This is a genomic window from Snodgrassella sp., from assembly GCF_024103505.1.
GTDB lineage: Bacteria > Pseudomonadota > Gammaproteobacteria > Burkholderiales > Neisseriaceae > Snodgrassella > Snodgrassella communis.
Genome location: NZ_JAGGIJ010000001.1, coordinates 453,132 through 474,852 on the forward strand (window position 1 = coordinate 453,132; position 21,721 = coordinate 474,852).

At 43.3% G+C, this 21,721-nt stretch carries 16 protein-coding genes; 6 read left to right on the top strand and 10 right to left on the bottom strand.

The window, feature by feature from the left end:
• Nucleotides 1-16: 16 nt before the first annotated feature.
• Together J6578_RS02020 and J6578_RS02025 are read left to right on the top strand one after the other, a co-directional pair.
• Nucleotides 17-1,444 (top strand): HlyD family type I secretion periplasmic adaptor subunit, encoded by a 1,428-nt coding sequence (locus J6578_RS02020; protein WP_287953859.1) that lies wholly within the window; start codon nt 17-19, stop codon nt 1,442-1,444.
• A complete protein-coding gene (locus tag J6578_RS02025; protein ID WP_287953779.1) occupies nt 1,444-2,766 on the top strand; it encodes a TolC family protein in 1,323 nt (440 codons plus the stop codon). Before J6578_RS02020 ends, J6578_RS02025 begins: the two co-directional genes overlap by 1 nt.
• Nucleotides 2,767-3,543: 777 nt before the next feature.
• On the opposite strand, the gene lptG is transcribed toward J6578_RS02025, so the two are convergent.
• Both lptG and lptF read right to left on the bottom strand, forming a co-directional pair.
• Nucleotides 3,544-4,632: an LPS export ABC transporter permease LptG gene (gene lptG, locus J6578_RS02030; protein WP_239362352.1), complete on the bottom strand. Its 1,089-nt coding sequence runs from the start codon at nt 4,630-4,632 to the stop codon at nt 3,544-3,546.
• The gene (gene lptF / locus J6578_RS02035; RefSeq protein WP_239362363.1) at nt 4,632-5,741 is read right to left on the bottom strand and encodes an LPS export ABC transporter permease LptF; all 1,110 of its coding nucleotides are present in this window, start codon (nt 5,739-5,741) and stop codon (nt 4,632-4,634) included. The genes lptG and lptF overlap by 1 nt, the downstream gene beginning before the upstream one ends.
• Before the next feature lie 130 nt (nt 5,742-5,871).
• Between lptF and J6578_RS02040 the strand changes: the two genes are divergently transcribed.
• Both J6578_RS02040 and J6578_RS02045 read left to right on the top strand, forming a co-directional pair.
• Nucleotides 5,872-7,281 (top strand): leucyl aminopeptidase, encoded by a 1,410-nt coding sequence (locus J6578_RS02040; protein WP_093090877.1) that lies wholly within the window; start codon nt 5,872-5,874, stop codon nt 7,279-7,281.
• A 12-nt stretch (nt 7,282-7,293) separates the two neighbouring features.
• Nucleotides 7,294-7,737, top strand: a complete 444-nt coding sequence (locus J6578_RS02045) for a DNA polymerase III subunit chi (RefSeq protein ID WP_287953780.1) — start codon at nt 7,294-7,296, stop codon at nt 7,735-7,737.
• Between the two features lie 57 nt (nt 7,738-7,794).
• On the opposite strand, the gene rfbD is transcribed toward J6578_RS02045, so the two are convergent.
• The 8 genes from rfbD to guaB form a co-directional block, all read right to left on the bottom strand.
• A complete protein-coding gene (gene rfbD / locus J6578_RS02050) occupies nt 7,795-8,655 on the bottom strand; it encodes a dTDP-4-dehydrorhamnose reductase (RefSeq protein ID WP_287950274.1) in 861 nt (286 codons plus the stop codon).
• A gap of 177 nt (nt 8,656-8,832) precedes the next feature.
• Nucleotides 8,833-9,966 (bottom strand): bifunctional diaminohydroxyphosphoribosylaminopyrimidine deaminase/5-amino-6-(5-phosphoribosylamino)uracil reductase RibD, encoded by a 1,134-nt coding sequence (ribD, locus tag J6578_RS02055; RefSeq protein WP_287953781.1) that lies wholly within the window; start codon nt 9,964-9,966, stop codon nt 8,833-8,835.
• Between the two features lies 1 nt (nt 9,967).
• Nucleotides 9,968-10,549: a cytochrome C gene (locus J6578_RS02060; RefSeq protein ID WP_141683398.1), complete on the bottom strand. Its 582-nt coding sequence runs from the start codon at nt 10,547-10,549 to the stop codon at nt 9,968-9,970.
• A 107-nt stretch (nt 10,550-10,656) separates the two neighbouring features.
• The gene (gene nrdR / locus J6578_RS02065; protein WP_093090887.1) at nt 10,657-11,112 is read right to left on the bottom strand and encodes a transcriptional regulator NrdR; all 456 of its coding nucleotides are present in this window, start codon (nt 11,110-11,112) and stop codon (nt 10,657-10,659) included.
• Nucleotides 11,113-12,153: 1,041 nt separating this feature from the next.
• On the bottom strand, nt 12,154-15,378 hold the full coding sequence (gene carB, locus J6578_RS02070; RefSeq protein WP_287953782.1) for a carbamoyl-phosphate synthase large subunit: 3,225 nt from the start codon (nt 15,376-15,378) through the stop codon (nt 12,154-12,156).
• Nucleotides 15,379-15,452: 74 nt separating this feature from the next.
• On the bottom strand, nt 15,453-16,133 hold the full coding sequence (gene leuE / locus J6578_RS02075) for a leucine efflux protein LeuE (protein WP_093090891.1): 681 nt from the start codon (nt 16,131-16,133) through the stop codon (nt 15,453-15,455).
• A gap of 56 nt (nt 16,134-16,189) precedes the next feature.
• The gene (gene carA / locus J6578_RS02080) at nt 16,190-17,323 is read right to left on the bottom strand and encodes a glutamine-hydrolyzing carbamoyl-phosphate synthase small subunit (protein WP_287953783.1); all 1,134 of its coding nucleotides are present in this window, start codon (nt 17,321-17,323) and stop codon (nt 16,190-16,192) included.
• Nucleotides 17,324-17,628: 305 nt separating this feature from the next.
• Nucleotides 17,629-19,089: an IMP dehydrogenase gene (guaB, locus tag J6578_RS02085; RefSeq protein ID WP_100149723.1), complete on the bottom strand. Its 1,461-nt coding sequence runs from the start codon at nt 19,087-19,089 to the stop codon at nt 17,629-17,631.
• Nucleotides 19,090-19,271: 182 nt separating this feature from the next.
• On the opposite strand from guaB, the gene J6578_RS02090 reads away from it, so the two are divergent.
• Together J6578_RS02090 and uvrC are read left to right on the top strand one after the other, a co-directional pair.
• A complete protein-coding gene (locus tag J6578_RS02090) occupies nt 19,272-19,718 on the top strand; it encodes a DUF4124 domain-containing protein (RefSeq protein WP_093090897.1) in 447 nt (148 codons plus the stop codon).
• 102 nt (nt 19,719-19,820) lie between these two features.
• On the top strand, nt 19,821-21,683 hold the full coding sequence (uvrC, locus tag J6578_RS02095; protein WP_100149724.1) for an excinuclease ABC subunit UvrC: 1,863 nt from the start codon (nt 19,821-19,823) through the stop codon (nt 21,681-21,683).
• Nucleotides 21,684-21,721: the final 38 nt, after the last annotated feature.

A 21,721-nucleotide genomic window follows, 5' to 3' on the forward strand; every position in this document is an offset into this window, starting at 1 on the left:
AAAATAGATTATGGGTATTCGCTTTCAAGCTTTCAAAGATTTTGTACGTCGTTATACGACGGTGTGGAAAAATGTTTGGTCTGTCCGTTTTCAGCTTGATCCGCCTAAGCGCGACGATGATGAGCGTGCATTTTTACCGGCACATCTGGAATTAACGGAAACGCCTCTTTCCGTCGCACCCAAATGGACTGCACGCCTGATTATATTGTTTGCTGTTATTGCACTTGTATGGGCACTATTAGGCAAGCTGGATATTGTTGCTGTGGCTATGGGTAAAACCACTCTTGGGGGACGCAGTAAGATAATTCAGCCACTGGAAACTTCGGTTGTAGATAAAATTGCGGTCAAAAATGGCGATCATGTAAAAAATGGTCAGGTACTGGTTCAGTTAAGTGGCATCGGTTCGGATAGTGACTATGCGCAGTCAGATAAATCCTTGCAGGCTGCACGCTTAAATAAGCTGCGTTTGGAAGCAGTTATCCGTGCAGTTGATACGCGTCAGGCTCCTCAGCTAGATCGAAAATTAGCCACACAATGGCATCTTAATCCTGAACAGATTATAGAGGCGCAATCGCTGGCACTACATCAGTTTCAGACATGGTTTACTCAGGATGCCCAATTACAAACCGTGTTGCGAGAACATCAGGCTCAGCTTCAAGGTATTCAAGCTCAGGTAAACAAACTTGAGCAAACTACTGCGATTGAACGGAGCCGTACAGCAGATTATAAGGATTTGCTGGCACAGAACTTTGTTTCTAAACATGCTTATTACGAACAGCAAAGCAAGTATATTCAAAATAAAAATGATTTAGCCAGCCAGCGCAGCCAGCTTAAGCAGATTCAAGAAAGTATACGTGAAGCTGAGCAGAACCGTCACTTACAAACTAATACGCTTAAGCGCGATACGCTTGATCAGCTGCGACAGGCAAATGAACAGATCCAGCAACTTACTGAAGCCACAGACAAAGCATTGCAGCGCAAGCAGTTAATGACTTTAAAGTCGCCCGTTGATGGTACGGTACAACAGCTTGCCACGCATACTGTAGGTGGAGTTGTGACTGCTGCTCAACAGATTATGGTAATTGTACCTGATCAGGATCAGATGGAAATTGAGGCATTGGTACCCAATAAAGATATTGGTTTTATTAGGACTGGCCAAGATGCAGTTATTAAAATTGAGTCTTTCCCTTATACGCGTTATGGATATTTAACTGGTAAGGTAAAGCATGTCAGCTTTGATGCGATTGAAGATGAAAAACTGGGACTGGTCTTTGCCGCAACCATTGCTATGGACAAAAATTATCTTATGATAGATGGCAAAAAGGTAAATTTAACAGCGGGTATGAATGTAACTGCTGAGATTAAAACTGGTAAGCGTCGCGTTATCACTTATTTATTAAGCCCGCTACAAACTAAAGTTGATGAAAGTATGCGAGAACGTTGATGCAAAAATATATTCGTATTGGTACTTGGCAAACCGTTTGTATTTTTATTGGTTGCGTTATTGTCTCTGCAAGGGCACTGGCTTTCGATTTGTTTGATGCCTGGCAGGCTGCATTAAGCTATTCAGCAGAATATGCAGCAGCCCAAAGTGAACGGGATGCTCAAAAACAGCAATTGGTACAAACACGAGCTGCTTTATTGCCACAGGTAAATACTAGTTATATTTATCAGAAACAGCCCTCTTCTTTGTCTAGTACTACTCAGACGCATGGCTGGAATGTTCAGGCAAGTCAGGCGTTGTTTGATAAAACTAAATGGGCACAATACCAGCAAGGTAAAATTACGGCTGATATTGCTGACTGGCAGCTGGAAAATGTAAAGGAAGATCTACTGTTTAAAGTAGCCAAGGCTTATTTTCAGGTATTACTGGTTGAAGATAAGCTGGTTTCTATTGAAAAAGAAAAAGAAGCCTATGCAATGCAAATCAGGCAATCATTGGCCTTATTTAAAAAGGGAGCAGCTACGATTGTCGATACTAATGAAGCGCAAGCAGGCTATGAAGCTGCCCGAGCAAAAAAAGTCAGTGCGATGACTGATCTGCTGGTAGCACAAAATAATCTGGCTAATATTACGGGACTGGATCCGAAGAAAATTAAGCATTTGAAAAATACTGACTTTGGCGATTTACTGGGTAAATCAAGTAAATCAGACTGGATAACTCTGGCACAGAACAATAATCCTGAGTGGCAACAGCAAAAGTTGGCATTGGACAATGCCAAACAGGCTTATATTGCTGCTAAAGCTGAAAACTGGCCCAAATTAACGCTTAATGGCGGCTATCAGGATAATCATCAGATTCAACAGTTTTATGGTATGGATCATGGTACTCGCAGTAAAGGCGGTATCATAACCATTCAGCTTTCAGCACCTATATTTAGTGGTGGGCTGATTCACAGTAAGATTAAAGAAGCAGCAGCCAGAGAACAACAAAATAAATTCTTATTAACGGCTACTGAACGTAAAATTGAACTGAATATTGATCAGGCATATCAAACTACATTAGGCAATCTGTATCAGATTCAGGCACAGCGGCAGTTATTGAAGGCCAATACGGTAAAATTACAGGCTACGCAGTTAGGCCGTAAAGTAGGTATACGCAGTAATCTGGACGAATTACAAGCAATACAGGCTAAAGCGGATGCAGAACAGAAGTTAGCTGAAGCTCAATATGGCTATATCACTTCTTATATCCAGCTACTGCAAAGTGCCGGTACTTTAACTCAGTCTGGTGAACAGAAAAAATTGCATAAGTTACTCTATTAATGATTTATATTTATACCGGCTGTATCAGTTATTTTGTACGTATTGCTAATATAATGATATATGCGTGATTTTGTGTTTATGTGTTGGTAAGCTCTAAAGTAGTTTATTTAATTCATAGATATAGATTATATATTAATGATTTAAATAGATTTAATCTAAAATACTTAATATATATCATAAGTATTTTTTTGAAAGTTAATCAAATATATGCTTTGGCATAGTTATGTCGTAAGAAATGCTTAGCTGCTGATTTAAATTATATTTACTTTATTATATGCGTATACAATTTTTAATTTGCTTTATTTATTCTTATGGTATAAGAATAAATAATATTTGATAGAATATAATTTGTTTAACTGAATTTTAAATTATCTATGATTGAATTGTGTGTCGGGTACCAAAAATTCTGATTATTAATAGTGCGGTGTAATTGACGGATTGTTTTAATGTTGGCAGTAATTTTTATTTTCATTTATAAATAAAACAAAAATTTCAAATTCGCCAACGCTGTTATCCATTTTCGCTATTTGCACAATATGGTGGATATAAATCTGATTAGCTGATTCTGAGTCCGCTCCAGTGGTGATATCAATTTGTTTTTAAATCTACGCAACAGGTCTATATGTGATGCAAATTTTTTGAAACAGAGCTTCTTACTAGCTATCGTTTATTGATATTCTATTGAGAAGTTGTAGTCATTAAACTATTTTGCACATGAGTGACTATTGTAATCGTGTCTGATTAATTTAGAAAATATTGATTTCAACTAACTGTATATCATCGCTTTTCTTGCCGTCTAATCAGGTATATAGCCAGACATAAAAATAATATTGTAGGCAGAAATGCGGCAATCGGTGTTGGTATCTTATATAGCTGGCTGGTAAATCCAAACAAGCGTCCTGAAAAATGGAATAGTAGTCCTAAACAAATTCCATAAAAAAGTTTCAAGCCCATATTGCCATGCCGGTTTTGCTGCGGTGTAAAAGCCAAGGCTACCAGTGCCATAACGATACAGGCCAAGGGATAGGCAATTTTACGCCACCACGCCAGCTCGTAACGGGTCGTTTGCTGGTGATTATTTTTCAAATGCTTAGTATAAGTCGATAGTGCCATAATGGACATTTGTTCTGGCGCTACCAATAATATATTCAGAAGCTGATGATTGATGGACATGCGCCAATCCAGATTTTCCAGATGCGTTACTGTCATCTGATGCTCCTGAAGAAGTGTCTGCTCTACCTGATGTAGATGCCATTTTGATTTCTTACCTTGCTGAGTATGTGTATCAACATTGGCACTGGAAGCATGTAAAGTTTCCATTAAGCGGAACTGTTCATCATGGCGATATATGCTGATGTTTTTTAAGCTGCCGTCGGGTAACATTTCAGCTACATTCACGATATCCTGCCCCTGCTTTAACCATATACCGCTATCTCCGGCACTAATGCTATTCTGACGGGCATGCAATTGATACTGTTCTGCATAAGGGCCAATTTTAGGTACGACATATTCACCTAGTAACGCAGCAATAATGGCAAACAGTAAGCCAAACTGTAACATCATGCTAATGATACTTGACAGGCGAATACCAGATGTTCTGATTACGGTAAATTCACTGTGGCTGGCCATCTGGTTTAGGCATACTAACGCACCTACCAATACAGCCAGTGGCATAAGCTCATAGGCATGAGTAGGAATCAGCAATAAGACGTAATACAGCATTTTACTTGCTGTGTAACGCCCGTCACCCACATGGCTGATTTCGCCCATGATGTCAAAGAAGCTGTATAGGCTTATCAGTACCAGTAATGCATACAAAGTGCAAATCGACAGTTGGCTAATTACATAACGATTAAGCAAACGCATCAGGAACGACCTCTCAATAATGATGTAAATGCTGCTTTAAAAGAAGCCGATGGAAGATCGCGCCAACGCAATAGAAATAAAAACACCATAAACATCATCAGATGCATCGGCAATATACCAAGCCAAAGTGGAATACGACTATTTTCAACCATATCCCGTAAAAAGGTCAGTCCATTCTGGTAAATTAAAAACACGGCTATCGCAATCAGAATATTATAGGTATGGCCAGTGCGTGGATTATAATAAGATAGTGGTAACGCCAGCAAAGCCAGTATAATTACGCTTATTGGTAATGATAAACGCCACATCAACTCTGCTTTGTAAATAGCGTCATCGCTGGCAAACAGTGCAGCGGTAGGAATGGTATGCCGATTTTGTTTTGGGTCGACTATCATTGTATTAACGCTGATGACTAAAGTCATTTTGTGAAATGAAGCTCGTTGATAGTCTGCCTGTCCGGGCTTTCCGTAATAGCGAAATCCATCTTCCAGAGTCAGAATACGCTTTTCTCCGTCCTGTTTGAACTCGCCACGTTTGGCGAAAATCGTACTGTCTTTACCATTTTTTTCTTTTTCTCGTACAAACAGGTTGCTGGCATGGCCACTATCAGGGTCAAATGATTCGATAAAATAAACCCGTGGATGGCTTTTGCCTATTTCTCGAAATACACCCGGTTCCAGCAATGACATTTCCTGTTTCTGTTTCAGCAGTTCTGCAAATTCACGGCTACGCAACTCTGCCCACGGCTGAACTAACATGGATACCACGGCCACCAGAATAGCAAATGGAAGTGCGAATTTCATTAAGGGGAATATCCAGTTTCTTAGTGATAAGCCACTGGACAGCCAGATAACCATTTCGCTATCACGCCAGTATCGGGTAAGTACGGTAATAATGCTAATATAGGCAGTTAAAATCAATAACACAGGCGTCAGACCAATTGTCCAGAACCCAACTAATGCGGTTACTGCATCAATAGCTACGCGACCGCTGGCTGCCCTGCCCAGCAGATTGATTGCTTGCGTGGCCACTAGCACTACCAGCAAAATCATGAAAATGCCCACGGCAGCCCATGATAATTCTTTAATAAATTGGCGTTGATAAATCATAAAATAATAAACACATATGCGACTATCCGTATTTTGGTGACAGCCTGCGTTACAATAGGGGCATCCGGATCAGCTTAACGCATGATTAGTCCAGAATATATACAACGCCCTTATAATGGGAGAGGAAAAGATGGAATTTAGCATAAAAGCCGAACAATTGCAGCCGCAAAGAAACAGTTCTTTACTTTTTGTCTGTACTGCAAACAGTAAACACGACAATTCTGTAGCAGGTACTTTACTGTCTCAGTTACAACAGCAACAAAAAGATTTTATTGCTGCTAATACAGTTGAGCAGGATCAGGTACAGGCTATGGCTGTAGTGTGTATTGAAAAAGAAGACTATGCCAGTATACAGAAATTGGCAGCAACGGCAGCCAGCTGGGCCAAAGAACAAACTCGGGTGAATGTGGATTTGAGTTTATTGCCTGAAGTATTGGCACAGCAATGGGTACTGGCATTTACGATTGCAGTAGGTGAAGCTGGTTATTGTTTTGATACGTTTAAAAGTGATCCTAAACCTACACTACTTGAACAGATTAATTACTACACTGTTCATGCTGTGAATGCATCCCTGAACAAAGGCGAGGCCATAGTTTATGGTATGAATATCTGCAAAGATCTGAGCAATGCACCCGGTAATCTGTGCACCCCGGATTATCTGGCTTCTTCTGCAGCTCAGATTGCCGCTGATGTGGGTGCAAGCGCACGAATTATGTCTACAGCCGATATTCAGGAAATGGGTATGAATGCTTTGCTGGCTGTTGCACAAGGCAGTTCTGCTGGTGCTTATCTTGTTGAACTGCAATATCGTGGTGCTTCTAATGCTGAAGATAAGCCGGTGGTTCTTGTAGGCAAAGGTATTACTTTTGATTCTGGCGGCATCTCCCTTAAGCCGGGTGCTGCGATGGATGAAATGAAATTTGATATGTGTGGTGCTGCTGCTGTTATTGGTACTTTTGCAGCAGCTGCCAAGCTTAAGCTACCGCTGAATCTGGTTGCTATCGTTCCTACCTGTGAGAATATGCCTTCTGGTCATGCAGTCAAACCGGGAGATATTGTTAAAGCTATGAATGGCTTAAATATTGAGGTTCTGAATACCGATGCAGAAGGCAGGCTAATTTTATGCGATGCTCTTACCTATGCTGAACGCTTCCAGCCCAAGGCGGTAATTGATGTGGCCACGTTAACTGGAGCCTGTATTATTGCGCTGGGTCATGTTGCGCAAGCTGTACTGGGCAATAATCAGTCAGTCATTGATCAGATATTGCAGGCAGCAGCCAATATTAATGATAAAGCATGGCAATTGCCTTTATTTGATGAGTACAAGGAGCAGCTAAAATCCAATTTTGCAGATTTGCAGAATATAGGCGGACGTCCTGCCGGAACAATTACTGCTGCGGCATTTTTATCCTGTTTTACCGAGGCCTATCCTTGGGCTCATCTGGATATTGCTGGTACGGCATGGCATTCAGGCAATAATAAAGGTGCTACAGGTCGCCCTGTGCCGTTGCTGCTTGAATATCTGATCCGGCAAGCCTAAGCTTGAGGCATTATGGCCACTATTACTTTTTATACTCATATTACTGATCCAGTCTCTTTTACTTGCCGGCTGACTCAAAAGGTATATAAAAGTGGGGCAAGTGTTCTGATCTGGTTAGAAGACGAAAGCCGTGTAAATCAGTTGGATCATGCTCTATGGTCGTTTCAGGCCACCAGTTTTATTCCGCATGAAATCTGGTCACCTCAGCAACCGCAGCCTGTTACCGAGCCATTAGTGTTACTGGCTTATGGTTCAGATTTACCTACCATGCTGAAGGATTATGTGGTGATTAATCTGGCAAATGTTTATTGGTGTGATGCTCCGCACATACCAGAACGGGTATTGGAGCTTGTGAGTACTGATCTGGATGATATAGCAGCTGCACGGCAGCGTTTTCGTACCTATCGGAACGCTGGTTTTGTTATTGAGCATCATGATATGCGTACACAAAAGTAATGCTATCAGGTATGAAAAAGCGGGTTACTTTGTAACCCGCTTTTTTTGTGCATTGTCTTAAGCCAGTAGTTTAGCAATTATGTGCGCTAAAGGTGTATCGGCTACGGGTTCGGGAAGTATATTTTGTATGGTACGACTATCCAGAATACCAAATTCTGGTCGTGTGGCTGCTGACTGGTAATCAGCAGTAGCAATCCGCTCTACTTTAACCTGTTTGTAACGCTCATCAATTTCAGCAGCCTCAGCAAAAATACGCTGGGCAAAATCTGCCCAACTCATTTGCTGGCTACCGGCAAAATGCATTATTCCGCGTGCTGGATTAGTTAATGCAGCAAGACGAATAATGGCTTCAGCCAAATCTCCCGCATAGGTGGGGCAGCCTATCTGATCGTCGACTACGCGAATAGTGGATGTTTCCAATCCTTTTTGTAACATGATTTTGACAAAATTGTGTCCATGTTCACTGTATACCCATGAGGTACGAATAACAGCGGTATCTACGTGCGCGTTTAAAGCCAGTAACTCCCCTGCCAGCTTACTGTGTCCGTATACATTCAATGGATTAGGAGCCATATTTTCTGTCAAAATGATATGATGATGGCCATCAAATACTTGCTCGGTAGACAGATGAATCAGGCGTGCACCAATTGCCCGAGCCGCTTGAGCCAGATTCAAAGTTCCTGTTGCATTCACTGCGAAAGCTTTGGCTTTATCGGTTTCTGCGGCATCAACTTTGGTGTAACCTGCTGCGTTTATAATTACATCCGGTTCAAAAGTTTTTACCATGTTGTGCACATTATGTGCATCAGTAATATTCAGTGTCTGCGAGTCACTGGCAATCAATTCCCAATTTTCAGGCAATCTGTCTCTTAAGCAACTACCTACCTGACCTTTTGAACCCGTTAATAAAATACGCATGGTAAAGCCTTTGTTTTAAAATACCAATAGAATAATCACAATGATACTAACATTTATGATGTTACATAAATACAGTGCTCAAACAATAAGCTTATTGTTACACAAGGATAGTTTATTTTCAGCACTGTTTTGTATATAAAATTGAGGTTGTTTGAATAAATAGCTCTGTTACAAACGTTATTCCAACATTCCTGTTAACCAGACTGTGCTTTGTTGATGACGTAATGACCAGCGACAATCCTGACCTAAAACCTCTACAGCTACTGTCTGCCATTCAGAATCTGATAATGCCTGTGGATTTTCTGCTAACTCAATGGCATTGCGTGCTGCTGCACCAAGAATTTTTGGCGCCTGATAATAAACTATTTCATCTACGGCATTGGCAGCAAGTAACGCAGAATTCAGGATGGAACCTGCTTCAACCAGTATCAGTCCAATATCGCGTTGAGCCAAAACCGGCCATAATTTTTGCAAATCAATCTGGCCATGCTGATTGGCCGGCACAGTTAGAATGGAAACATGCGGGTAAGGATCGAAAACAGTTTTTTTAACTTTGTCGCTAACTGTGGTAATAATTAAAGTAGGACTATTCACATCCTGAATCACTTGATAAGCTGGGGTGATGCGCAGCTTGCTATCCAGGATGATACGCAGTGGTTGCCGCAATGCGGAAAACCGCCGTACATTCAACCGTGGATTATCTGCCTGTATGGTATTGATACCGGTTAATACGGCACAGCTTTCAGCCCGTAATGTCTGCACATCATTACGCGCAGCCTCACCGGTTATCCACTGGCTTTCACCATTACTCAATGCTGTTTTGCTGTCGAGACTGGCAGCGATTTTCAACCTGATATAAGGTCTGTGTCTTTCTACTCTGGATAAGAAGCCCGGATTCAGTTCACGTGCCTGCTGTGTATACAAACCACAGTCAACCTGTATACCTGCTTGTCGCAATATATTTAATCCATTACCTTTTACTAAGGGATTGGGATCTCTCATGCCTACAACTACGCGCTTGATATGAGCATCAATCAGAGCCTGTGCACACGGGCCTGTCCGCCCGGTATGGCTGCAAGGTTCTAAAGTGACATATGCGGTAGCATCCTGTGCCAGCTGCCCAGCCTGCTGTAATGCATGTATTTCGGCATGTGCTTGCCCTGCCTGTACATGAAATCCTTCACCGACAATTTGCTCGCCACGCGTAATCACACAGCCTACCCGCGGATTTGGGCTGGTAGAAAACCGCCCTTGCCAAGCTAGCTCAAGAGCGGTTTGCATGAATTTTTTATCAAGCTCAGAAAAGCTCATTTTAACTGTTCTGTACATTAATGGTTTTCAATGTAGCCCCAAGTGCATCATCGCCGGCACTATCACTGCTGGCACAAACTGAATAAAGATTATTACTACCAACCAGAGCAACACAGCTTTCATGTAATAAAGTGCCGTTTTGCTGATGACTGAAACGATAGTTCATGCGGTTTTCGGTTGCAATGCCTACTTTGACATTGCTGATATCTTTGTTGTTTTTCAGGCTATCAGCCAAATTTTTGAAATACTCATCTGCCTTAATTTTTATCGCACCTAAATTATTAACTGCAAGAGTAATATTACTGCCGTTATCATGCTGCAATAAAGTGAGGTTATTAATCTGAGCCTGATCTACCCATTCTGATGCGCTACCCATTACATCCGTAAAATCTCCATCTACCACAATACTCAGCTGATCATCCTTACTGGTTAGCGTCTGGGTAGATGTAGCCACTGCGGACGCTGTGCCACTTGCAGTCTGAGTATCACTAGCATCCATCGTCACAGAAGTTTCCTTTTGTGTACATGCAGATAAACCTAACAAAGCGAGTATTACAAACGACCATAAACGAGATTTCAACATGATGTATTCAAGCTTTCGATGACAAGGCATAATAGTTACAAAGTATAACAAGAATTAGCGACTAATGCAGCGTACTGTTCCCAAATAACTTAACAATATAAATAGCTTTAATCTGGCCTTTGTAATGATGCAATCAGTTGGGTAAATTCTGAGACATCATGAAAACTTTTATACACTGAGGCAAAACGCACATAAGCAACTTCATCCAGTTTAGCCAGTAAATTGAGAACCATGTCCCCAATCATTTGACTGGGTACTTCTTTGACCCCCATGTGGTACAGGCGGGTCTCAATCTCGGCTACCGCATTTTCAATACTTTCCCGATCCATAGGCCGTTTATGCAATGCCCTGCTAATGCTGGTATACAGCTTGGCCGGATCAAACAATACCTTTTCTCCTGTACGCTTGATTATTAGTGGCATTCGCATTTCCACTACTTCCAGTGTACTAAAACGGCTGTCACAACCCATACAGCGACGGCGACGACGAATACTGTTATTACCTTCGCTCAGACGCGTATCAATCACTTGTGTATTATGATGCTGGCAAAAGGGACATTTCATACAATGTAAATTTATTTTGAGAAAATTGAATAGCTATTGTGGCAGGCACAACTAAGGCTGGCAAGCTCATTTATTTTTCATATCAAAATAATATAAGCAATTATTGCTGACTTATCCACCTGTACACAAAATCCAGCGCAAAACTTTAGGTAAAATTTGGGGATAACTACAATATAGTTCTGATTTTTATGATATATTTTTCACTGCTTAAAAAATAAGCAGGTTATGATTGTTATGCTGGAATTGGCGCATTGCTGACGGTAATTTGAGGCAATAATGTTTTGAATATACATAAAAACTAATTTGAAGCTCAGTGATTGACAAGAGATTTATCGATTCACGATAAAGCAAAACGTGCCACTGTATTGGCTAACCCTTTTATACTCAGCCAGTCCGCCATTTATACTGTACGCGATGAAACCATTAGCTAAGGACTTAAACATTCGGTTGAAGTTGAAAAGTCCATTGTAGATAAATAAAGACAGTAAGCAAATAAAGCACCATAACAAAAAACTATTCAGGCAAAATGTTATATGTAGTACAAAACATCTGCCTTTGCTTGTTTGCTTGAAGGTAAGACAAAGCAATGGGCAGAGAATGGTTATTTGGCAGAATTGATGATTTTTTCGTGGGAACGATAAGCTGATATTGATTCGGCTCAATGTCAATTTTGCTCAGCATGGATTCTGCGGAACGATGTTTTAACCTGCTACTATTAAGTATATTTATTCGGATATCAGTAGTGAATATCAGTTTAGTAAGATATGTGGGAGCTATCTAATAAATCATAAATTTACTAAATCTGCCTGTCAAATTGCCATTTAAAGGCTTTGGGCTAGTGTGACGAATAATATTATTGCACTAACAGCGGTAATGAAAAAAGCTCTATACCTACTGATATCGACAAAACCAACCATGAAAATAGCATTATTTTAGTGTAAATAATCTTGAATATGGTTGATTGTGCATGTCGTTTTTTAATTGGTAAAAGGCTACTAACTGCGATTAACGCTGCTAGTAGCCTTACAATATAAAGGCAATTTAGTCTTGAACTGTTATTCGTTCAATACGTTGATGCAGACTTTGAATGCTGTATACCTCAGTATGAGACAACTGCCCTACACTTTCGCTCATAGCTAAACCACCGGCGATAGTCGTATATAATGGAATACGCATATTCAAGGCACTGCGGCGGATGGAGTGGCTGTCTTTTATTGACTGCACATCGCTGCTCACGGTGTTCACTACTAAGGCAATTTCGCCATTTTTGATTGCGTCTACGATATGCGGGCGACCTTCGGTAACTTTATTGACTACTTGCACGTTAATGCCGTGCTGTGCCAGATATGCTGCTGTACCGCGTGTGGAACACAGGCCATAACCATGTGACTGGAAATTGGCGGCAACTTGAACTACATGCGGTTTATCTTCATCACGTACGGCCAGAAAAACTTTGCCAATCGCCGGAATGCGCTCTCCCGCGCCAAGCTGTGCTTTTAAATAAGCTTCGGCAAATGTTTCACCTACGCCCATTACTTCGCCGGTAGAACGCATTTCTGGCCCGAGTATGGTATCTACGCCGGGAAATTTGATAAACGGGAAAACGGCCTCTTTGACAGCAAAAAATTCAGGAATCACTTCGTGGCTATAACCCTGCTGTTGCAGTGATATACCCGCCATTACCCGTGCGCCGATTTTAGCCAGTGGTACGCTGGTAGCCTTGGAAACAAATGGCACAGTACGTGAAGCGCGTGGATTGACTTCAAGTACATAGACTATGTCATCCTGTACGGCAAACTGTACATTCATCAGACCGATAACCTGCAATTCTCTGGCCATAGCCACTGTCTGGCGGCGGATTTCGTTCTGAACAGCGGTACTAAGTGAATATGGCGGAATGGAGCAGGCTGAATCACCACTATGTACGCCGGCCTGTTCTACATGCTGCATGATGCCGCCAATCACCACCTGCTGACCATCACAAACGCAGTCTACGTCTATTTCAATGGCGTGGCTGAGGAAGTAATCCAGCAATACTGGACTGTCGTTGGATACCTGCACGGCTTCACGCATATAGGTTTGTAATTCGGCAGCAGAATGCACTACCTGCATGGCGCGACCACCCAATACGTAAGATGGGCGTACCACAAGCGGGTAGCCAACTTCTTCAGCCAGTTGCAGTGCTTCAGCCTCGGTGCGTGCTGTGCGGTTTTCCGGCTGGCGCAGGCCTAATGTATGCAGAATCTGCTGAAAGCGTTCGCGGTCTTCTGCGGCATCGATGGCATCCGCAGATGTTCCAATAATATTTATTCCATTGGCGACCAGTTCATTCGCCAGTTTTAAAGGAGTCTGTCCACCATAGTGTACAATCAGACCATCTGGTTGTTCGGTATGACAGATTTCAAGTACATCTTCCAATGTAAGCGATTCGAAATAAAGCCGGTCGGAAGTATCATAGTCTGTGGATACGGTTTCTGGATTACAGTTAACCATAATGGTTTCAAAACCGGATTCTCGTAATGCTAGAGCAGCATGTACGCAGCAATAATCAAACTCAATACCCTGCCCGATACGGTTCGGCCCCCCGCCAAGAATCATGATTTTTCTGCGCTGGCTTGGTTCTGCCTCGCACTCTTCTTCGTAAGTGGAGTAAAGATAGGCAGTATCGGTAGCAAATTCAGCCGCACAGGTATCTACGCGTTTGTATACCGGATGCAGCTTAAGGGTATGGCGATGCTGGCGCACGCTGGCTTCATCAGTGCACAGTAGTTGCGCCAGCCGTTTATCTGCAAAACCCTTGCGTTTCAGTCTACGCATACAGCTGTAGTCTATTTCATTCAGGTTGCAACCGACCAGCTGCTGTTCTTCTGTCACTAAATCGGCAATCTGTGCCAGAAACCACGGGTCAATTGCGCAAATCTGCTGAATTTCGGTAAGTGAGAATCCGGCACGGAAGGCATCGGCTACATACAGAATGCGTTCAGGCCCCGGGTTGGCCAGTTCGCGTTGAATAACTGCGCGGTCACCGCTGCGGCTATCAAAACCACTTAAGCCTATTTCCAGACCGCGCAAGGCTTTATGGATGGATTCCTGAAATGTTCGCCCGATAGCCATGACTTCACCAACGGATTTCATCTGTGTGGTCAGACGATCATTGGCTGTGGGAAACTTTTCAAAGGCAAAACGTGGTACTTTGGTAACGACATAGTCAATTGATGGTTCGAATGAAGCCGGTGTCCGGCCGCCGGTAATGTCGTTCTGCAATTCATTCAGGGTATAGCCTACTGCCAGTTTGGCGGCAATTTTGGCTATCGGGAAACCGGTGGCTTTAGAAGCCAGAGCAGAAGAACGGCTGACACGCGGATTCATTTCAATGACGATCATTTCGCCGTTTTGCGGATTAATGGCAAACTGAACATTGGAACCACCGGTATCGACACCAATTTCACGCAATACAGCCAATGAAGCATTGCGCATCAGCTGGTACTCTTTATCGGTGAGTGTTTGTGCGGGTGCTACGGTAATGGAATCACCGGTATGCACGCCACAGGGATCGAAGTTTTCAATGGAGCAGATGATGATACAGTTGTCGGCACGGTCTCGCACCACTTCCATTTCATATTCTTTCCAGCCCAGTACGGATTGCTCGATAAGTAGTTCATGTGTGGGCGAGGCGTCAAAGCCACGTTCACAGATAGTAATGAATTCATCTTTATTATAGGCAATCCCGCCACCACTGCCACCCATGGTAAAAGATGGGCGGATCAGTGCCGGAAAGCCCACCTGCGCCTGTGCTTCCAAGGCCTGATCCATACTGTGACAGATAAATGATTTTGGGGTGTGCAGTCCGATTCTATTCATGGCTTCTTTAAAGCGGCCACGATCTTCTGCTTTATCTATGGCGTCTTGTGATGCACCAATCAGCTCTACTTGATATTTTTTCAGGATACCGTTATGCGCTAGATCCAAAGCACAGTTGAGTGCTGTCTGCCCACCCATGGTTGGTAAAATCGCATCAGGGCGTTCTTTTTCAATGATTTTCGCTACCGTTTGCCACATAATCGGCTCAATGTAGGTAACGTCGGCCATATCAGGATCAGTCATGATGGTAGCCGGATTGGAATTAACTAGAATGACTTTGTAGCCTTCCTCACGTAATGCTTTGCATGCCTGAGCACCGGAATAGTCAAACTCACACGCCTGACCAATCACGATGGGGCCGGCACCAATAATAAGAATGGATTTTAAGTCTGTGCGCTTGGGCATATTGAAACCTCTATTAATTGTTATCTGTTTAATTTAGTGGCTCGGCAGAAGTTTTTGACCGGTGATTGAAATACTTAGTCAATACTTGCCGTCCATAATTTCATTGCAAACGCTATGAACATTAACCCGACTGTGGCTACCGCACCAGCAGCCAGTCGCTGATAATGACGAAACCACTTTACCAGCGATATACCACTGAATATCAGTACACTCAGATAGGTTAAACTGCAAATTTGCAAAATAATAGCCAGCAATAGGAAGCTGAATGCTGGCTGTGGATAATGCGGATCAACAAATTGTACAAAAAAAGCTAGGAAAAACAGTATGGCTTTTGGATTTAACAGGCTTAACAGTAACGCACGCTGAAATAAATAATGCGCTGAAAGTGGTTTATCTGCACTATTCGGTTCACTCAACGATTGCCTGAAAGCTTCTGCTGCCTGCTGATGCCTTCTGCTCCATTGTCTGGCCGCTGAACGCAGTAGCTGCCAGCCCAGATAAAACAGATATAATCCTCCCACCAATTTCAGCAATAAAAATAATACAGGAATGGTTTTTATAATTGATGTTGCACCAGAAGATGAAAGTAGCATCAATACGCTGTCACCCAGAACTATACCCGCCACAGCACAATAAGCCGCTCTAGCACCATATTTGCCGGCTATGGCCAAACAGTACATGGAATTGGGTCCGGGCAATAAAACGATGGCGATGGCACCGATAATATATGTTCCCAGATCAGTAATACCAAACATAAGAAATCCTGTACATTTTTGTTATTCTCTAGAGGTTGGTTGGTAAAAAATGACTATTATTCCTGACGCGCAACCCGCATATGTTCGATAAAACGGTCAAACAGATAGGACACATCGTGTGGCCCAGGATTGGCTTCAGGATGCCCTTGAAATGAAAAGGCCGGCTGTGTAGTCATGCTGATGCCTTGTAATGAGCCGTCAAACAGTGATTTATGGGTAATGCACACATTTTGTGGCAAGGTGTCTGCATCTACTTCAAAACCATGATTCTGGCTGGTAATCACTACTCGACCAGTTTCGAGATCTTGTACCGGATGATTGGCACCATGATGACCAAAAGGCATTTTGCGAGTTTGTGCTCCTAAGGCCAGACCGAGTAGTTGATGCCCCAGACAGATACCAAACAATGGCAGTTTATGTGCCAGAATTTCCTGTACAGCCGCAATAGCATAATAACAAGGTTGCGGGTCGCCGGGACCATTGGACAAGAATACGCCGTCCGGATTCATTGCCAATACTTCTGCCGCCGGCGTAGCAGCTGGAACAACAGTCAAACGACAGCCACGCTCACTAAGCATACGCAGGATATTGGTTTTTACCCCGAAATCATAGGCAACAACATGGTATTGAGCTGCTGGTGGTTGAACATAGCCCTGCCCCAGCTTCCATTCACCTTGTGCAAACTCATACTTTTCTGTACAGCTTACTTCTCGCGCCAAATCCTTACCAGCCATACTGCCAAAGGCTTGTGCCAATGTCAGTGCCTGCTCTGCACTGGCATTATCGCCTGTCAGAATACAGCCAGCCTGTGCACCTTTATCACGTAGCAGACGGGTAAGACGGCGTGTGTCAATATCGGCAATTGCCACGGTTTTATGGCGCTGCAAATATTGAGCCAGACTTTCATTGGCGCGGAAATTACTATGTAATAAAGGCAAATCCCGAATTATCAAACCAGCAGCATAAACTTGACTACTCTCAGTATCTTCACTATTTACGCCTGTATTGCCTATATGCGGGTAAGTGAGAGTAACCATCTGCTGTGTATAAGATGGGTCGGTAAGAATTTCCTGATAGCCAGTCATGCTGGTGTTGAACACTACTTCTCCAACTGCCTGCCCAGTCGCACCAATGCTGACACCATGAAATACGGAACCGTCAGCCAACACTAAAATTGCGTTTGTAGTCATGATTGATTCCTATGGACTTAAGTAGACTATTGCCGTGGCGACAGTCTGTTTTTATCGGTAAATAATTGTGCTTCCTGTTACCAATTGCAGGCAAAAAAAAACACGCCACTTCACGCAAAATGGCGTGAGCTACGTGCTTGATGATGGCAGGGATAGGGATATCTGACGCTACCATGAAAGCAATATATTTTAGCTAATCCTTTCTGTTTTGGCAATACAGATTTGAATAACAAAAAGAATTTTTTTCTTTACCGGGCAGCCCCCAGACTGCCCTTTTATATTAATATCAGAATCTGCAACAATATTTAGCGAACGTGGTAATTGGGTGCTTCTTTGGTAATCTGCACATCGTGTACATGCGATTCACTCATTCCCGCAGAAGTAATTTCCACAAATTCAGCCTTACTGTGCATATCCTGAATGGTTTTGCAGCCAAGATAACCCATGCTGGAACGCAATCCGCCTACCAGCTGATGAATAATCTGGTTAATCGGTCCTTTGTAAGGTACACGCCCCTCAATCCCTTCAGGTACATATTTATCGGCACTGGCTACATTATCCTGAAAATAGCGGTCGGATGAGCCCTGACTCATGGCACCCATTGACCCCATACCGCGATAGGACTTATAGGATCGCCCCTGATACAGCTCAATTTCACCAGGTGCTTCTTCCGTACCGGCGAACATACCTCCCAGCATCACTGCTGAAGCACCTGCTGCTAATGCTTTGGCCAAATCACCGGAAAAGCGGATACCACCATCAGCAATAAGTGGCACGCCAGTACCTGCGAGCTCAGTAGCAACATTATGAATCGCTGTTAATTGCGGTACACCCACTCCTGCTATAATGCGTGTAGTACAGATAGAACCTGGGCCAATACCCACTTTAACAGCATCAGCTCCCGCAGCCACCAGATCACGAGCAGCTGCGGCTGTGGCAATATTGCCACCAATTACGTCCACATCAGGGTAATGCTGTTTTACCCAGCGAACACGCTCCATCACGCCCTGACTGTGTCCATGCGCGGTATCCACTACCAATACATCCACACCGGCCTGTACCAGTGCTGCCACGCGCTCATCAGTATCCTGTCCCACACCTACGGCGGCACCAACGCGCAAACGACCTTCGCTGTCTTTATTGGCATTCGGGAATGCGGTATTTTTCAAAATATCCTTGACGGTAATCAAACCTTTTAATTCCCACTCAGCATTCACCACCAGTACCCGTTCGATTTTATGCGTATGCATCAACTCACGGGCATCATTGATGCTGGTTGATTCATTAACGGTTACCAGACGTTCTCGCGGTGTCATGATACTGGCTACTTTTTGTTGCAGATTACGTTCAAAGCGTAAATCGCGATTGGTAACCAGACCAACTACCTTGCCATTTTCCAACACCGGCAGACTGGATACTTTATATTTACGCCCCGGTCCAATCAAATCACCAATCAGTGTATCCGGAGTAATGGTTACCGGATCCTTAACTACTCCACTCTCATACCGTTTAACTTTTGCAACAGCACGTGCCTGCTGTTCGATATTCATATTTTTGTGAATAATACCAATACCACCCTCCTGTGCCATCGATATCGCCAGTCTGGCTTCAGTAACTGTATCCATCGCAGCTGAAACCAGCGGTAAATTTAGATGAATATGACGGGTAAGCGGGGTTTTCAGAATAACGTCGCGCGGTAGTACTTCAGAGTGAGCAGGTACAAGTAGCACGTCGTCAAAAGTGTAAGCTTTTTCGACTATACGCATTTTAGGACTTCTTTTTTTAAAGGATGAGGAGAATTAGATGGAAGAATTGGCGATCAATTTTAACAAAATTACGACACACTGGCAAAATATACCTTTACACAATCTTGCCAATTAACAATCAGACGTTTTTTTTATCGTATAATAGCCAAAACATATATTTTCAAACGCGAAGGAAAGTAAATATGCGTCACAAAATACTGAAAATTTCACTGACAGCAGCACTGGCGGGTAGCACAATCATGGCAACTGCGGCGGGGGTATACACCTGGCGTGACCACAAAGGTGTGAATGAATATTCAGATGTACCTACTCAACTCACGCCAGCCAAAACCCAGCGCTTCAACGTACGTACCCACAGCTCTACTCCACTGGCTAAACCTAAGCCTAATGCTGAGGCCAGCTCTGACTCCCTAGCCGAACAACAAGCACAGCTTAACCGCAAAATTGAAGAACAGAATAAGCTGAGAGATGAGCAAAATAAAAAAATTGAGGCACAAAACAAGAAAACCCGTGAGGCCGCCTGTAAAACAGCACAGATGAACCGCAAAATGGCTGACAGTCTGCGTACCAATAATCGCGATGCCCTGATTCAACGTTATGAAGAAGACGTACGCATTAATTGTAATTAATTTTTTACTCTTGACTATTTCACTCATCATCCATAAGTTGTGTATGCAGCTTATGGACTTTTTTTATGGCTGCAAAATTGTTAACCTGATCAACCATCCATCATGAACGATACTGTTGCCACACCATCTAGCCCTACAGACAAGAACAAATTTAATTTAACCCTGTTTCTCAAAAATCTGCCTTTAGTGCCAGGGGTATATCGCATGCTGGATGCCAATGACAAAGTATTATATGTTGGCAAAGCAGTGAATCTGAAACGCCGGGTCAGCAGTTATTTTCAAAAAACAGATTTATCACCCAGAATTCAGCTGATGGTCAAGCAGGTGGCACGAATTGAAATCACGGCAACACATTCAGAAACAGAAGCACTGATACTGGAAAACAATTTTATCAAGGCTCTGTCACCGAAATACAATATCCTGTTTCGAGACGATAAAAGCTATCCCTATTTAATGCTCAGCGGCCACCGCTTTGCGCAGATGGCCTATTATCGCGGTACCTTGAAAAAACCCAATCAGTATTTCGGTCCTTATCCCAATGGCTATGCAGTACGCAACAGTATTCAGACGCTCCAGAAAGTATTCAGGCTGCGCACCTGTGAAGACAGTGTATTTGAACACCGCGACCGCGCTTGTCTACTGTACCAGATTAAACGCTGTTCCGGACCCTGTGTCGGCCATATCAGTGTTGAAGATTATCAGAGTGATGTCAAAGCTGCAGTAAGCTTTTTACAGGGCAAAACCAGCGAATTAACGGCCTCATTACATGCCAAGATGCAGCAAGCAGCTGAACAACTGAATTTTGAAACCGCTGCACAGATTCGCGACCAGATACAGGCTCTGGGACTGATGCAATCGCAGCAATTTATTGACAGCAAATATGCGCGCCACAGCGATATCGATATTCTTGCTCTAACAGAAGAAAACGATATTGTGTGTATTCACTGGGTAAGTATTCGTGGCGGCCGCCACGTTGGAGATAAGAACTTTTTTCCGGATACGCGCTATCGCGTTACTGAAAAACTTAATCATTATGGAGAAGCTTTTGTTGCCCAGCATTATCTGGGTAAAAGCAAACCAGATATTATTATCAGCAACTTCCAGCTGCCTAAAAGCCTGTGCGATGCGCTGAATGCAGAAAACAGCAGACAAATACAGTTTGTGCATAATACCGTTGGGGAACGGCGAATCTGGTTGCAGATGGCAGAACGCAACGCACAACTGGCCATTGAACAACACCGACTGCAACAGCATAGTCAGCAACACCGTATTGAAGCACTGGCACAATTGCTGGATATGGATGCTGAAAGTCTGAACCGCATTGAGTGTTTCGATATCAGCCATACTCAGGGCGAAGCCACCATTGCTTCGTGCGTGGTATATGAAGACGAGGCTATGCAGCCAGCCAAATACCGCCGCTACAATATTACAACAGCCAAAGCTGGCGATGATTATGCTGCTATGCGTGAAGTATTAACCCGCCGCTATGGCCGTCTGGCTGATAATGATGAAAGTATTGGCACATGGCCGGATTTGGTACTGATTGATGGCGGTAAAGGACAAGTACATATGGCACTGGATGTATGGCAGGAGCTGGGCATTCATATTCCAATAGTGGGCATTGCCAAAGGTCCGGAACGTAAAGCCGGTTTGGAAGAGCTAATTATTCCACATCAACAGCGCAATATCCGGATAGAACCACATAATCCGGCTTTACATCTACTGCAAACCGTACGCGATGAATCACACCGCTTTGCGATTACCGGCCATCGCCAGAAACGAGCCAAAGCCAGAGTGACTTCGTCCCTAAACGATATACCGGGCATTGGCAGCAAACGCCGGCAGGCATTATTGACCCGTTTTGGCGGTTTACGCGGTGTAGTTGCCGCCAGCGTGCATGATTTAAGCCAGACTGAAGGCATTAGTCTGGCTCTGGCTGAAAAAATCTATGCGGCTTTACATTAAGATACATACATAAATATAATACGCTATACTTAATTTTA

Bases quoted from the DNA above. Each gene is read 5' to 3' on its own strand.
- lptF (WP_239362363.1), bottom strand. From the start codon at position 5,741: ATGATTTATCAACGCCAATTTATTAAAGAATTATCATGGGCTGCCGTG.
- J6578_RS02045 (WP_287953780.1), top strand. From the start codon at position 7,294: ATGGCCACTATTACTTTTTATACTCATATTACTGATCCAGTCTCTTTT.
- guaB (WP_100149723.1), bottom strand. From the start codon at position 19,089: ATGCGTATAGTCGAAAAAGCTTACACTTTTGACGACGTGCTACTTGTA.
- uvrC (WP_100149724.1), top strand. From the start codon at position 19,821: ATGAACGATACTGTTGCCACACCATCTAGCCCTACAGACAAGAACAAA.
- lptG (WP_239362352.1), bottom strand. From the start codon at position 4,632: ATGCGTTTGCTTAATCGTTATGTAATTAGCCAACTGTCGATTTGCACT.
- nrdR (WP_093090887.1), bottom strand. From the start codon at position 11,112: ATGAAATGTCCCTTTTGCCAGCATCATAATACACAAGTGATTGATACG.
- leuE (WP_093090891.1), bottom strand. From the start codon at position 16,133: ATGTTTGGTATTACTGATCTGGGAACATATATTATCGGTGCCATCGCC.
- carB (WP_287953782.1), bottom strand. From the start codon at position 15,378: ATGCCCAAGCGCACAGACTTAAAATCCATTCTTATTATTGGTGCCGGC.
- J6578_RS02025 (WP_287953779.1), top strand. From the start codon at position 1,444: ATGCAAAAATATATTCGTATTGGTACTTGGCAAACCGTTTGTATTTTT.
- carA (WP_287953783.1), bottom strand. From the start codon at position 17,323: ATGACTACAAACGCAATTTTAGTGTTGGCTGACGGTTCCGTATTTCAT.
- ribD (WP_287953781.1), bottom strand. From the start codon at position 9,966: ATGAGCTTTTCTGAGCTTGATAAAAAATTCATGCAAACCGCTCTTGAG.
- J6578_RS02040 (WP_093090877.1), top strand. From the start codon at position 5,872: ATGGAATTTAGCATAAAAGCCGAACAATTGCAGCCGCAAAGAAACAGT.
- J6578_RS02060 (WP_141683398.1), bottom strand. From the start codon at position 10,549: ATGTTGAAATCTCGTTTATGGTCGTTTGTAATACTCGCTTTGTTAGGT.
- rfbD (WP_287950274.1), bottom strand. From the start codon at position 8,655: ATGCGTATTTTATTAACGGGTTCAAAAGGTCAGGTAGGTAGTTGCTTA.
- J6578_RS02090 (WP_093090897.1), top strand. From the start codon at position 19,272: ATGCGTCACAAAATACTGAAAATTTCACTGACAGCAGCACTGGCGGGT.